Here is a 14,738-nt window from a genome sequence, read left to right as displayed (position 1 = left end):
GAAACTAAATTTATGAAAAAAACAGTTATTCTAAATGTCGTGGGATTAACGCCTAGCTTACTAGGAGAAAATACGCCGTTTTTATCTTCTTGGGCGACTATTGGGCAAGTGGTTCCCATCAAAAAAGTGCTACCTGCTGTAACTTGCTCTGTTCAAGCTACTTATTTAACAGGAAAGTTGCCTGATGAACATGGAATTGTTGCTAATGGTTGGTACTTCCGCGATGAATGCGAAGTGAAGTTTTGGCGACAATCTAATAAACTCGTACAGGCTCCGAAAGTTTGGGAAATAGCTAAATCAATCGATCCAAACTTCACTTGTGCCAACCTTTTTTGGTGGTACAATATGTATTCTTCAGTAGATTATGCGATTACGCCGCGCCCAATGTATCCCGCAGATGGGAGAAAATTACCTGATATTTATACCCATCCTAGTGATGTGCGATCGCAAATTCAATCTGATTTAGGAAATTTCCCTCTATTCGATTTCTGGGGGCCAAAAACTTCTATTAGTTCTAGCCAATGGATTGCTAATTCTGCAAAATGGATTGAGGAACGTTATAGCCCGACATTATCACTAGTTTATCTACCACATTTAGATTACTGTCTGCAAAAATTTGGGAACAATGAAACACAGATTCAAGCAGATTTGCACGAAATTGATGCTGTTTGTGGCGATTTAATTGAATATTTTCAAGCACGTAATACTCAGGTAATTATTCTTTCTGAGTATGGTATTACCCCAGTTTCTAAAGCTGTGGATTTAAACCGCGTATTACGGGAAAATGGTTTAATTGCTGTGCGAGAAGAATTAGGGCGAGAACTGCTCGATTTTGGTGCTAGCATTGCCTTTGCCGTTGCCGATCATCAAATTGCTCATGTATATGTGAACGATCCGGCATATATCCCGAAAGTGCGATCGCTTTTAGAAGCGACTGAAGGCGTAGCGCAGGTATTGGATGAAGAGGGTAAACAAGCCTACCATCTCAATCATCCTAGATCGGGAGAGTTGGTGGCGATCGCCAGGTCTGACGCTTGGTTTACCTATTATTATTGGCTTGATGATGCAAAAGCGCCTGATTTTGCTAGAACTGTAGATATCCACCGCAAACCTGGTTACGATCCTGTAGAACTTTTCCTCGATCCGCAAATAAAATTCCCCCAAGGAAAAATTGCTCTCAAGTTACTTAAGAAACAACTGGGTTTTCGCTACTTAATGGATGTGATTCCTCTGAATGGTTCTCTAGTGCGTGGTTCTCACGGTAACATCACCACTTCTCCATCTGAAGGGCCTCTATTTATCACCCATCAAACTCACCTAGTTGACGAACATCAAATCGAGGCGACAGATGTTTGCTCGTTGATTCTCAAACATTTAAATCAGTAGTAGCGAGTGGAGAAACTCTGGTCAGGGTGATTGCGCCATAACGGCTGAATTCAAAAATCAAATCGGATTTCTATGGTAGTGCTAAAGTAAATCACGACTCGCACGCGATCGCACCCACCCAAGCCAGAGGATCGAAAACGGTGTGCTGCTGTCTCATTAATCAATACGCCTTTTCAAGGCACAGCTGCCCTGTAAGATGTCTTCAGTTGCCGTTTCCTCGCCTTGGGTGACAGTACCTTGAAAATTGAATAAGAGGTTAAATTTTGGAACCAACATTAGAGCAATTGCGAAGTTTTTACCGAATGTCGGTGAGGATGAGCAATTTACTCCGACCGATTAATTTAGTGCGGATAGACGAAAGGACAAAACGCATAGTTATGCTAGTCGGAGAAGACAATAGAAATAGAAGTTTATCCCAATGGAGAGGTAGTTACCAAGTGACACAAACCAACTTTGCGGATATGTCCGATACCGAGTTATGAGCCTATGTGTTGCAAAATCCTAGCAACACTGAAGCATTTCATACATACGTTGATCGCCTGCACGCAGCCAATCCAAATCCAAGGCTAATGTCAATCGAAGAGGCTGAAGCAGAACTAGAAAGGAGGGTTAACCAAGGTAAAAGATAGCGACAAACATCCTGAAAAATTTTTCAGGATATTTAACAAAACAACAAATTTCCTTCATCCACAGCGACCTCTCATTTCGCCGTAATACCGTTCAACATCAGAACGGTTTAACGCTTTATTACCTTCTCGTTTGAGTATGTCCTGTCCTGCTTGCTCGTAGCAATTACCAGAGCTACTGGTTGAGTTGCTAGACAAAGCTCCTATAATTGTGCATCCGCCAAACAAGAAAATTAAGAAGCCCCAAACTACCAAACTAATTTCTTTTTCTCTCTTTCGAGCCTCTTTTTTGAGATCCTGAGATGCTTCTGCACTCATTGGTGGACTAAAGTCAGGTATCGTTGGGGTTTCTGTATTAGTTAAGCTAAATCTTTCGCTCCAGAGTACTGGACTAGCAACTGAAGGACGGGCATATATCTTGATGTAATTAACAGATTCAGGAGCTAACGACATTAAGCCTTTGCGGATAGTACTGACTAGCAATTCTTGGTTCAGCACTTGTGACGATTCCAAGATGATTTGTAAGCAGTCGTCTTTTTTGGCGACTTTAGCAACAATACGTTTTCCTTTTAAGGAGTTATTTATCAGCGCCGCGATCGCGTTTGCGTCACCTTGTTTTGCAAGAGCCAGTATGCTTTGTGAATTCATTTAACTATTTTTCAACAGCTTGTATTTATAAAGCCCAAAACCACCTGACGCTTAACCACTTACCCTTAAAATTTTTCATAAGCCAAACGAGGATGCTCACCCGTCCTCGTTCGGAACGGAAGCCTAAATATTACTCCCAAAGAATACAAAAAAAGTTCTTGTAATTCATAGTCATTTCGAGTATGATTTATATATAAACTCGTTATGACTATGAATTAGATTGTTCTATCAGTAGGCTTCCGTCAATCTACTGACTAAAATATACTGTGGGCAATCTGAGTAACTTAATGGAGAGCTTCTAACCCATGACTGAACACCAAAAATTGACAACTGCTGACGGTATTCCTGTTGCTGATAATCAGAATTCACTCACAGCTGGATCGCGTGGCCCTGTATTAATCCAGGATTTCCACCTCCTAGAAAAGCTGGCTCATTTCAACAGAGAACGTATTCCTGAAAGAGTTGTCCACGCTAAAGGTGCGGCTGCTCACGGTACTTTTACTGTCACCAATGACATCACTCGCTACAGTAAAGCCAAACTTTTTTCTGAAATTGGCAAGAAAACAGAAGTTCTCCTGCGCTTTTCTACAGTTGGAGGAGAAAAAGGTTCAGCAGATGCCGAGCGTGACCCCAGAGGCTTTGCCATTAAGTTTTACACAGAAGAGGGCAACTGGGATATTACAGGCAACAATACCCCTATTTTCTTCATCCGCGACCCGCTGAAGTTTCCTGATTTCATTCATACCCAAAAGCGCAATCCCCAAACCAATTGCAAAGACCATAATGCAAGATGGGATTTTTGGTCACTTAGTCCAGAATCGCTTCATCAGGTAACGATTTTGTTTTCAGACAGGGGAATACCGAAAACCTATCGACACATGGATGGCTTTGGTAGCCATACCTTCAGTTTGATTAACGCTGAAGGCGATCGCGTTTGGTGCAAATTTCATTTTAAGACTCTGCAAGGGCATCAAACCTTGACTGAGGAAGAATCAGCTAAGATTAAGGGCGAAGATCCAGATCATGCAACTCACGATCTGTTTGAAGCGATCGCTCAAGGAGACTATCCTAAGTGGCGGATGTCTATTCAGGTAATGACTGAGGAGCAAGCAGCTAAACATCCAGATAATCCCTTTGACTTGACCAAAGTTTGGAAGCACTCAGAATATCCTTTAATCGAAGTCGGGATATTAGAGCTAAATCGGAACCCTGAGAATTATTTCGCCGAAGTAGAGCAAGCCGCTTTTAGCCCTAGTGCAGTGGTTGCTGGCGTTAGTTTCTCTCCAGACAAAATGCTGCAAGCTCGCATCTTTTCTTACCCAGATGCTCAACGGTATCGCTTGGGTGGTAACTATCAGCAACTACCCGTCAACCAGCCCAAATGTCCAGTAATGCATTACCAGCGAGATGGCTTTATGGCATCGGGGAACAACGGCGGTAGCGTTCCTAACTATGAACCCAATAGTGCTGAGGGTACGCCCAAAGAAAATCCAGCTTATGCAGAACCACCTAGTCATTTGGGCGATGTCACAGTTGATCGTTACAGTCATCGTGAAGGAAACGACGATTACACCCAAGCAGGTAATCTGTATCGGTTAATGACTCCTGAGCAGCAAGAGCGTCTTGCTCATAATATCGTTGGCAGTCTCTCTCAAGCGACACAGGATATCCAAATGCGCCAACTTTGCCACTTCTTCCGGGCAGATATTTCTTATGGTCGTCGTGTAGCCGAGGGGTTAGGCATTTCTATCGATCCCTCAATGCTGGGTGCTACTGCTCAACCTGTAGGTAGCTGGTAGCCTCATAGTTTCGTAGGGTGTGTTATGCCGTAGGCTAACGCACCGAAAATCTGGATGGTCAAAAGAAGCTCTTGAGCAGGGAGCTCTTAGCAAGGGGGAAGAAAGACGCAAGCCGTGAGCTTGTACTCGCGGCTTGCGTCCAAGCGCCCTCTTATGGGCAGGGCTGTTTCATTCCCTAAAACAGGTAAAATTGCAACAGTTGAGGGTAGAAAAAATCATGGGTGCAAATATGAGAGAAAATAGCAACAATTTATTGTACTTATCAGATTTTATTCTGCGAGAAAACTGATGAATCGCAAATCTAAATTTTTTATTGCACGCCCTGATCGGCGGTTAAGCGATCGCAAAAAGTCTTGCTAAATAATTGTAATAATATTTAATATGAGTCTAGGTTGTCTAATTTAGATTAACTATTGCAGAGAAATTCTCTCAGACTGAGTAAAATGACAAATACAACGAGGCAACTATTTTATAGATTAGTTACCCTAGAACTGGAGACTATGTTTTCAGTCCTGAGTTACTTCTGTATTTTGCCTCTGAGGCATACCAATTTAGACCACACCAAATCCTTCATTTAAGAGCTCCCACAAATCATAATGGCTGTGATTGAGAAGAAAAGAACTCGCGATCTGCCCCAAATTAACGAACGAATTCGCTTCCCGAAAATTCGGGTCATTGATACTGACGGTGCCCAACTGGGAATTATGCCCCCACAGGAAGCACTACAACTAGCAGAAGAAAAAGAGCTAGATTTGGTGCTAATCAGCGATAAAGCTGATCCGCCGGTTTGTCGGATTATGGACTACGGGAAATACAAGTTTGAGCAGGAAAAAAAGGCGCGGGAAGCCCGGAAAAAGCAGCACACGGCTGATGTCAAAGAAGTTAAGATGCGCTACAAAATAGAAGAACACGATTACAACGTGCGTGTTAAGCAAGCAGAGCGCTTTTTGAAAGATGGCGATAAAGTCAAAGCGACTGTGATGTTCCGGGGTCGAGAAATTCAACACAGCGACCTAGCAGAAGATTTGCTCAAGCGAATGGCAACGGATTTGGAGCCTTTTGGTGAGCTTCAACAAGCGCCTAAAAAAGAAGGACGAAACATGATGATGCTCATTTCGCCTAAAAAATAATTCTCTAACTGTTTAATAGACCAAGTTTGAAAATCCCCTGGCTAGAAGTCAGGGGATTTTTTGATGTTTTGTTTCCATGCAACATGCGCCCAAAGCTGTGAGGTTGTATCAATTTATCTAAAATCGATAATTCTGAAGGCTGAGTGGGAAACATAATACTCAGTTGCTCAGGACTTTTGCTATTTCCAGGAGATGAGGGGGATGAGGGAGATAAGGAAATATTTTCTTCCCCTGCTCCCCCTGCTCCCTCTGCCCCCGCTCCCGATTACGCGGTGATACTACCAGAAAATAAAACTGCATGGAACTGAAAAATCACTGGTTGGCTGCAAATAAAGTTGCTTTACCACGACTATTACAGTGGGTGAATCTCCGACCAGAGGAGAGCGAACGAACCCAGATAATGTTTCTTTTCTACACAATTGTATGTGTAGGATTGCGGTGGGCAGAAGACAGTACGGTGGCGCTGTTTTTGGATGAATATGGGACTCACCTATTGCCGTGGATGTATATTGCTAGCGCAGCAATGAGTGCCGGACTGGTTTTTTTATACTCTTGGCTGCAAAAGATTTTTCCCTTACGTCGGGTAATTGTGGCGATCGCACCTTGCATGTTGATGCCATTAGTTTTATTAATTGTATTACGTTGGGGATCTCATTTTTCCTACCTGGCAGTGATTTCGGCTTTTCTACTGCGGCTGTGGGTAGATGCACTTTATGTGGTCAATGACCTCAACACTTCCATCGTCGCCAACCAAATATTTAATATTCGGGAGATTAAACGGACTTACCCACTGGTAAGTAGTGGGCTTTTGGTAGCAGATGTGATCAGTGGCTTTAGTTTGCCTTGGCTAGTGCAATACACCACGCTGAATAAGATCATCTTCATCGCCTGTATGGTGATTTTATTAGGATCGGGGATTCTATTCTATTTAACTCATCACTATCGAGCAGCTTTTCCTGAAACCCCACAAAGACTAGTTCGTGAACAACAAGCTTCACGAGAGCGTTTCATCAAAAGTCCGCTGAAGCGGTACGTTTGGCAGTTGTTTGCTTTTGTGGGATTGTTGCAAGTCATTGGCTTGTTAATAGATTTTCAGTATTTACGCGAACTCCAATCCAATTTAGGCGACCGAGAACTTGCGAGCTTTTTAGGTCTTTTTGGTGGAATGTTGGGACTGTGTGAGTTGTTGTTGCAGTGGTTTTTTTCCAGCCGACTCATCGAACGAATGGGGGTATTTTTCACTGCCACGCTTTTACCAATCACCATCGGCTTTTCACTCCCAGGAGTGCTGGTATTACTGCATTTAATTCCAGCCATGCAATCGCAAAGCTTTTTCTGGGGTTTGATAATTGTCAAATTCTGCGATGAACTTCTGCGCTACACCTTTGTCATGAGTAGCGGCCCCATCCTGTATCAACCGATTCCAGAGGGAATTCGCAGCCGGATGCAGACTTTATCCGGCGGAACTGCCGAAGCGATTGCTACAGGTTTGACAGGAGCGCTAATTTTTGTAACTATCTTGTTTTGTGGGCGGTTTGTACCCGAACCACTACAAAAATGGGTGTTGGTAGCAGAAACAATGCTGATAGCTGGTACTTGTTTAAAAGTAGTTTGGGAATTGCGATCGCGCTATGTGGAACTGTTAGTCTTGAGTGTGGCGAGGGGTCACTTAAGTGCAACCAATGTCGGCTTACGATTTTTTAAACAGGGTGTAGTCAAAGCTTTAGCAGAAAAAGGCAGTGAGGCTGATAAACGCTCTTGTATTGAACTTTTAGCCCAAATTGATTCCCTTGGAGCGGCGGAAGTTTTAGCCCCGCTACTATTGAAGTTAACCCCAGATTTGCAGCGCCAAAGTTTAGAAGTGATGCTGATGGGAGGTGTAAATCCGGTTTATTTAGCCGCCATCCGTCCTTTGTTAGAAGAATCCCAAGAAACTAACCCCGAAGTTTTTGCCTTAGCGCTGCGCTACGTTTGGCTGGCTGAACCAAATCCCAATTTAAGCCTCTTAGAAGGATATTTACACCCTCGGCAAAACTCACTCATCCGCGCCACCGCCGCCGCTTTAGTCTTACGCCAGGGAACGCCTATGCAAAAGGTAGCAGCTACTCAAACCATGCGCCGGATGCTGACTCATAAGCAAGAACGGGAACGGGTGAATGGAGTTAGAGCGCTGAGAGAAGCAGTTTATTTGCAGGCATTGCGGATTCACATCCCGAATTTATTACAAGATGAATCGTTACGGGTGCGCTGTGCCGTATTAGAAATGATTGCAGCAACCCATTTAGAAGAATACTATTCAGCACTGATTGCAGCACTTTATTACAAATCAACCCGCAGCACAGCTATGTCAGCCCTAGTGCGACTAGAAAATGAAGCTTTAGAAATGCTGTTGCGGTTGGCTACCAATATTTACAAACCAGAAGTAGTGCGAATGTATGCTTGGCGTAGTATTGCTCAAGTCGGTACTCAGCAAGCATTGGAGACTTTATGGGAAAACTTGGAAATATCCTGGGGTACTACTAGGGATCATATTCTCCGCAGCTTACTAAAAATACACAAACAACCAGGAATTAAAGGTTTAGTAGATCGATTTTATGAAAGTCGGGTGGAAAATTTAATTAAGCAGGAATTAAAGTTTTTAGGTGAAATTTATGCCGCATACATTGACTTCCAAACACCAGACGAAAAAGAAAATTATCAATCTAATCAGAGGATTGTGATTGTCTGTGAATTACTGCAACGCGCCCTTTTAGAATTGGAATTGGCTGTGAAAGAGCGGCTGCTACTATTACTGAAACTGCTTTACTCGCCAGAAAAGATGCAGGCAGCATCCTTCAATCTGCAATCGCTCTCAGTGGTAAACTTAGCGCGGGGGTTAGAAATCTTAGAGCATACCGTAACTTTGTCTTCAAAGTCTTTATTGCTGAATATTTTAGATAACCGACCACAGGCAGAAAAATTACAATATCTTGTCGAAGCCAAGATCGTAGAATATGAGAACATGGTAGTTAGCGATCGCCTCCACAGATTGCTGATGTTAGGTAATTTCCTTTCTGACTGGTGTTTAGCTTGTTGTTTTCATTATGCTCAGGTGACACGCATTCGACTGACCAGTTCTGAGATATTAGTGAGTTTGCGTCATCCAACCGGCTTTGTCAGAGAAGCTGCGATCGCATACTTGAATATGGTTTCACATCGCGTTCTCCAGCAAATCCTCCCCCAGTTACAAAAAGATCCACATCCTTTGGTGGCCGCTCAAGTTAAAGAGTTACTCGAAAAATACGAGTTTAAAAATTACAATTCCAAAGGATTGGACAACGGGAAAATGTAAGAATTCAGAAGTCATAATACTTAAAGAATCGGGAGAACAGTCATTGGGCATGGGGCACTTGTACTGAGCGTTGCCGTTGGCGCAGCCTCTCCAAGAGTTGTATTGGGCATTGGTTATTAGTAAATATTAATTGATTCTTGACAAATGACAAATGACAAATGACAAATGACAAATTCATTTATTAGCTGCAAGTTTTGCAAGCACCCCAGTGTACAACGCCACAAATTTTGACTCTTCTATTGATGCATCACTATTATTCCAAGTAGCAACCACACAGTAATTTTTCCCGTTCTTTCCTTGCAACCAAGTTGTCATATTCAGAACACCAGATTCAGAGCCACCTTTAAATGCTACCCGCTGCCAATCTTTAGCTTTGGCAACACCAGGATTAATACTCATTAAAGGCAAATCAGCAACCTCTTCCATTAATCCACAAAGTTCTTCAGCTGTAAAAAACCATTCTACGTCAAGGGCAACTGGATTACCTCCCTCAAATTCATTAACATCAGGAAGCGGCTTATTTGAGAGTTCTTTGAGGATTTCGCGACGTTGAGCTTCATTGCTTGTGCGATAACGCTTCAGAAAGTCCCGATTACGATAACCTTTCAAAATAAACAATTCACGGGTAGTTAAGAAAGGACGATTACGCGGTGATACCAATTCAATCGGCTGTCGTCCTAGCAGGTTAATTAATATATCTGTTGCTGTATTATCGCTTAGAGAAATCATTAAAGCTGCGAGTGTCTCCACTGTCAGATATGCCCCATCTGGCCATGTTTGTAACATTCCAGATGGTAAACTTTTCCAACTAGGTTGCAGTTGCACTACATCTTTCCATGTTTGCTTACCAGAAGCAATTTCTGATTTCAGTGCTTTGAGTACGGCTAGTTTGAAGGCTGAACCAACCGCTAGAGGTATTTTAGTATTTAATGCAGCCTGTATTGTTTTGCCTTCTTGAACTAGAAAACTGACTTTACCCGGTAACGCTTTAAATTTATTAGCTGCTTCTTCTAAACTAATGACTTTGGCTTGCGGTGGCTCAAACAGCAACCCGGAAATTTGTCCTTTGCTATTCAGAGCTATTTTAGTTGGCACTGAAGCTTGACTAAAAATAACTAAATAATCTTTGGCATTATTTTGTACGCCTTCATAGGTTCCTAGTTGACTTTTCACTCCGTCAATAACTCTCCGCACCTGTTCGATAGGAACTTGAGCTAAAAATTCCGGTGCAAACCATTCATTCTCAATTTCTTTGCTAGTAAATAATCTTTCTAAAGCAGCTTTAGGAGAAATAGATTGACTTGGGGATATCATCTGAGCTAAAGGTAGTAATTGAGGTTTAACATCTGCTAACGCCACCGGAGAAAAGAGGAAATTTACTGTTAGCAAATTAGTTAATAAAAGACTAATGTAATATTGATGCATTAGAAGTTTTTAAATGCCTGATAATAGAATACTTCTTATATTACCAAAGCTAATTCAAAAAATCTTTGCAACACATACAACCTTCGTAGAGGCGCAAGGGCTTGCACCCAGACAGAATATATTTGTTCCACTCAGTACTTAGCACGGGTACGTTCCGCTATGCCAACAATACTCAGTAACTATAAGTCTCTCAAGCTACATCTTCATTTCCTTGTTAACCTATAGAGTGAAACAAGAAGTTACAGAGTATCAAGAACAGCCATGTACGTACTTATAGGTGGAGCAGGCTTAGTGGGCTTAAGTTTAGCGCAAAAACTGGTAGAACTAGGGCATACTGTTGCTGTAATTGACATTGACCCTATCGCTTGCCGCTACGCCCGCGAACAAGTGGGAGCAATGGCTTTTGAAGGCAGTGCTGTGAGTACAGAAGTATTGCTAGAAGCTGGGATTCGCAAAGCAGGTTCCTTGGCAGCTGTTCTGAGAAGTGATGCCTTAAACTTAGCAATGGTAACTCTTGCTAGACACTACGGTGTAACCCATATTTTGAGTCGGATGCGCCACCCCGATTTTGCCGAACCATTGCGGATAGCTGGAGCCAACCATATTATCAGTACTGTTGAACTAGCTGTTTCAACAATGGTGAACGCCATTGAGTATCCCCAAGTGGAATCAATGATGCATTTTGAGCAGGGACAGATTGAGGTTCTGAAACTTTCCATCCCTAACAATTGCTATGTTGCTGGTCGTAGCGTTGCCGAAATTGCTCAGGATTCGCAATTCCCTAGTGGTTCGCTAATTATTGGCTATCAATCCCATCCCCACGAAGATTTGATGATTCCTAACGGCAGTACAATACTGGAACCTCATTCAACTGTGCTGATTGTGACTAAACCAAGATGCTTACATCAAGTCATTGATTTTATTGAACAAAAATGTTGAGCGCAGTTCCTACTTAAACTGTTTATTAGACATCTGGTGAAATGACGTAGGCACAATTCATGAATTGTGCCTACCAAGGATTTCGGGCAACGCAGAATTAATTTTCACTCCTATGTCTATTAGGTAGGGTTAGCTACACATATAAAAAAATTGGTGAGTTTTGATGAAGCCGTATCGATATATTTATTTAGCGATCGCTGTTATGATTCTTGCATCTTGTGAATCAACACCCAAGTCACAACCTAATGCCATTCCAGCAACCCCATTGCAAAAAACAGTGACGCTGGATAAGAATTTTAAGATAGCCAGCAGTCAAACTCTTTATGTTCCGGTCTACTCTCATATCTATCATCACAATCGCCAAGAGATTTTTGAGTTAGCAGTTACGCTTAGTATTCGGAATACAGATTTGACCAATCCGATTATTATTACTTCTGTGCGCTACTATAACTCCGAAGGAAAACCAGTTAAACAGTACTTGGAGCGCCCTATTCAACTTGATGCCCTAGCTTCTACAGATTTTTTTATCAATAGAAATGATAGCAGTGGAGGTTTAGGCGCAAACTTCATTGTCGAGTGGGTAGCCCAAACAGAAATATCCGAACCGATAGTGGAAGCAGTCATGATTGGTACTGACTTTCAACAAGGAATTTCTTTTATCAGTCCTGGTAGGGTAATAAAAAGTCAAAATAACGATAAGCCATCGCCTTTAAAATAATTCGGAATTCCGAATTCCGAATTAAGTTTCCTTGTTAATTCCTCGTTAATTCCTCATTCCTATGCTCCGCATGGGAATGCATTCATTGAGTCTTTTCTCTGACTCAATCTCTTACTGGAGCCAACAGATCCTAATTAGCCAAAACTCAAAGGTTCATTCACAAAGCTCAGAGGTTCATTCACAAAGCTCAAAGGTTCATCAACGAAGCTCAGAGGTTCATCAAAGAAGCTCAGAGCTTCACTCACAAAGCTCAGACTATCCCCAATCCCCAATCCCCAGTCCCCAATCTCTAATCTCTAATCATCTTCTAATTTCAGTAATTGTTCATCAAGAGTTTGTATCCGCCCGCGCACAATTTCTTCTGAGAGAATTCGCTTCCGCATTGCCTCATTGAGCGCTCCTTTTTCTGCCAGCAGTAAACGTCGGCGAATGGCTTCAAGTTTACTGCTCTTGCCACTTCTACCTTCCACCTCATCAGGGCGACGATTATATAGTTCCCGCAGTGTTTTTTCTGCACCAGCAATTCGTACCTGATAAGCCGAACGCATCTCTTCATAAACGGCTTTTGGTAATACCCCTGATTTCAACAGGCTATCTAATTCATCTTGTGCCGCCTTACTCGTCATCAACTGGGCTTGCAACTCTTCAACCTGTTGTTGAACTTCGGAAAATTTAGATAATTTTAAGCGTTTTACCACCCAAGGCAAACTTAAACCTTGTCCCACTAACGACACCAGCACACAGCCGAAGACTATAGCTATCAGGACTTCTCGCCCTGGCAGTGTTGTAGGTAAACTCAATGCCAGAGCCATTGAGAGTGAACCTTTAATGTTGCCTAAAAACAGTAAATGTTGCCAGCGCAGCGGAATTGGGCGGTCAATCCAACGAACTAATGCTAGCAGTGGATAGACTGTAAGAACTCGCCCAATTTGATAAGCCAAAACTGCAAGTAGAATTGCAGGTAAAGTTTTCCAGAGTGTAACTAAGTTTATTTCTACACCAATCAACAGAAAAATAAAGGTGTTGACAGTAAAACTGGCATATTCCCAGAAACTCAACAAGGTAATGCGGCTAGAAGCAGAAGTATTCCGAGAAAGCCCTAAATTACCGAAAATTAAGCCAGCGACAACTACGGCTACAGGGCCTGAGACACCGAGATATTGCCCAACCTGAAAAGTTCCTAATGCAACTGCAACTGTCAGCAAAAGACTGCTAAGAGCATCATCTAAACGGGCAAATACAGGTATACTCAAATAGCCCAAGACTAACCCCACAACGCAGCCTCCTAGAGAGATAAATAGCAGTTGTTCGATTCCCTGTATAAATGTGAGTGAGCCTGTTGAATATACTTGCACAATCAGATTGAAGGAAACTAGGGCAGCGGCATCATTGAATAGGGTTTCCCCTTCAACGATGGTGGAAAGCCGTGAGGGCACTGGTATATCTTTAAATACAGCAATCATGGAAACAGTATCAGTGTTTGCCAGCATTACTCCGACAAATAACGCAGGTATCCAACTCAATCCCAAGACAAATTTCAACAGGACGGCAATAATCGCACTGGAAATCACAGCCCCTGGCCCAGCTAGTAAAGCAATTGGTTTAAAAGTGCTGCGTAAGCGGCTGACATCTGTATTAATACCAGCTTCAAAGATGAGAATTGGCAGGAAAAGATCCAAAACAAGGGTTGGACTTAAACCAATCCGACGAGACAATAACTCGGTGATGGGCAAACCTGCTAGTACTAAACCCGTAACATAAGGAATTCCTAACCGTCGGGACAGCAAAGCTACTCCTGTAGCAAGGAGCAAGAGAATAATTGAAACTTTGACTAATTCGGTAACATCCACTATGGCGTTTTGGAGAGTTAGTTTAACTTGACTGATAGATTCTCTCTTCATTCATGCCAAATTAGCAAGTTCAGGGTGTGGGTTCAGAATGGAACGAGTCAGTACTTGCTACCATAGCTCGGCAATCCTACCACCAAACTCAGAGTCAAAGCGATCGCACTTTAAACAAATTCAAAAACTCCCTCCCTCCATCATTAACAGTTTTATACCATTTCTCTAAATCCTGACTACAGATAACTCTCCCCCTGCTCCCTGCTGTCCATGTGTAGCTATATTTTGGAGAATTGGTATAAGTCCTTGCTGTACTAACTGCGTTAAACCTGACGATTTGGCTGTCGTTATCTCTGCTAACTACCTTATGCCCAATTGTTAGGGAAGGATGGGATAACCACAAGCATAAAATTAGCGTCGTAAAGAATAAAACTGCCTGAACGCGACGGATATAGTGTAGAAAGCGTTGCATAAAAAGGGAGACTATACGTGTAAATCATACAGGAAGATACGCTTTAGTCAACTTCCAAAATTGGAAAGCTAATTTCCTAGCTTGACGATGTATTCCTAATTAAATCTATTTATTCTAGGATTATGCAACGAAAGCGAACAGCTAGTAAGTCAGTGTTGCATGAACTTAACCTTAGTATCTTAACTCGATACTTTATGTTTATTTATATCTTAACAAGGCTTCACACACAGAATTAAATTTATATGTCTGCGTCGCTCATCATTTATTGTCATCCTATTTGCAGGAGAAAACTTATGCTGTTTAACCTGAATTCTTCTAACAAATCATCGATTGTGTCATACATTCAACTGTTTCATCAAGGCGTTAAACAATTCCAAAAAAGCAAATCGTCAAAGTATGAAAATGTTAATAATAGCTTAGGCT

General features: G+C 42.2%; 12 protein-coding genes. 8 read left to right on the top strand and 4 right to left on the bottom strand.

The features are described from left to right. Window positions 1-12: 12 nt before the first annotated feature. From RMY63_RS03455 to RMY63_RS41685, 3 genes are all read left to right on the top strand, one after another. Entirely contained in the window at window positions 13-1,386 is a 1,374-nt protein-coding gene (locus RMY63_RS03455) for an alkaline phosphatase family protein (RefSeq protein WP_322727357.1), read from the top strand. A 263-nt stretch (window positions 1,387-1,649) separates the two neighbouring features. Further along, window positions 1,650-1,868 carry a DUF6888 family protein gene (locus RMY63_RS03450; RefSeq protein WP_322727356.1) on the top strand — a complete coding sequence of 73 codons (219 nt, stop codon included), beginning with the start codon at window positions 1,650-1,652 and terminating at the stop codon, window positions 1,866-1,868. Between the two features lie 6 nt (window positions 1,869-1,874). After that, window positions 1,875-2,015, top strand: a complete 141-nt coding sequence (locus RMY63_RS41685) for a DUF6887 family protein (protein ID WP_416212483.1) — start codon at window positions 1,875-1,877, stop codon at window positions 2,013-2,015. Between the two features lie 54 nt (window positions 2,016-2,069). Here RMY63_RS41685 and RMY63_RS03445 read toward each other — a convergent pair whose 3' ends face one another. After that, entirely contained in the window at window positions 2,070-2,660 is a 591-nt protein-coding gene (locus RMY63_RS03445; RefSeq protein ID WP_322727355.1) for a hypothetical protein, read from the bottom strand. A gap of 305 nt (window positions 2,661-2,965) precedes the next feature. On the opposite strand from RMY63_RS03445, the gene RMY63_RS03440 reads away from it, so the two are divergent. The 3 genes from RMY63_RS03440 to RMY63_RS03430 all read left to right on the top strand — a co-directional run bounded on the left by RMY63_RS03440 (window position 2,966) and on the right by RMY63_RS03430 (window position 8,920). Next, on the top strand, window positions 2,966-4,459 hold the full coding sequence (locus tag RMY63_RS03440; RefSeq protein ID WP_322727354.1) for a catalase: 1,494 nt from the start codon (window positions 2,966-2,968) through the stop codon (window positions 4,457-4,459). A gap of 596 nt (window positions 4,460-5,055) precedes the next feature. Continuing rightward, on the top strand, window positions 5,056-5,589 hold the full coding sequence (gene infC / locus RMY63_RS03435; RefSeq protein WP_104908867.1) for a translation initiation factor IF-3: 534 nt from the start codon (window positions 5,056-5,058) through the stop codon (window positions 5,587-5,589). Window positions 5,590-5,887: 298 nt separating this feature from the next. Further along, window positions 5,888-8,920: an MFS transporter gene (locus RMY63_RS03430; protein ID WP_322727353.1), complete on the top strand. Its 3,033-nt coding sequence runs from the start codon at window positions 5,888-5,890 to the stop codon at window positions 8,918-8,920. Between the two features lie 174 nt (window positions 8,921-9,094). Here the strand turns inward: RMY63_RS03430 and RMY63_RS03425 are convergent, their stop codons facing one another. Next, window positions 9,095-10,345, bottom strand: a complete 1,251-nt coding sequence (locus tag RMY63_RS03425; protein WP_322727352.1) for a serine hydrolase — start codon at window positions 10,343-10,345, stop codon at window positions 9,095-9,097. 261 nt (window positions 10,346-10,606) lie between these two features. On the opposite strand from RMY63_RS03425, the gene RMY63_RS03420 reads away from it, so the two are divergent. Both RMY63_RS03420 and RMY63_RS03415 read left to right on the top strand, forming a co-directional pair. Beyond that, entirely contained in the window at window positions 10,607-11,284 is a 678-nt protein-coding gene (locus RMY63_RS03420; RefSeq protein ID WP_322727351.1) for a TrkA family potassium uptake protein, read from the top strand. Window positions 11,285-11,447: 163 nt separating this feature from the next. Further along, complete coding sequence (locus RMY63_RS03415; protein ID WP_322727350.1) at window positions 11,448-12,002, top strand: DUF3124 domain-containing protein; 555 nt, start codon at window positions 11,448-11,450, stop codon at window positions 12,000-12,002. Between the two features lie 296 nt (window positions 12,003-12,298). Here the strand turns inward: RMY63_RS03415 and RMY63_RS03410 are convergent, their stop codons facing one another. Next, window positions 12,299-13,852: a cation:proton antiporter gene (locus tag RMY63_RS03410; protein WP_322727429.1), complete on the bottom strand. Its 1,554-nt coding sequence runs from the start codon at window positions 13,850-13,852 to the stop codon at window positions 12,299-12,301. 145 nt (window positions 13,853-13,997) lie between these two features. After that, window positions 13,998-14,315 (bottom strand): hypothetical protein, encoded by a 318-nt coding sequence (locus RMY63_RS03405; protein WP_322727349.1) that lies wholly within the window; start codon window positions 14,313-14,315, stop codon window positions 13,998-14,000. Window positions 14,316-14,738: the final 423 nt, after the last annotated feature.

Origin of the sequence: Nostoc sp. ChiQUE01b (assembly GCF_034531255.1) — a bacterium.
In the GTDB taxonomy this organism is placed as follows: domain Bacteria; phylum Cyanobacteriota; class Cyanobacteriia; order Cyanobacteriales; family Nostocaceae; genus Nostoc.
Note: the sequence above shows the minus strand (reverse complement) of the source record. Positions and strands in the feature narration are given on the sequence as shown.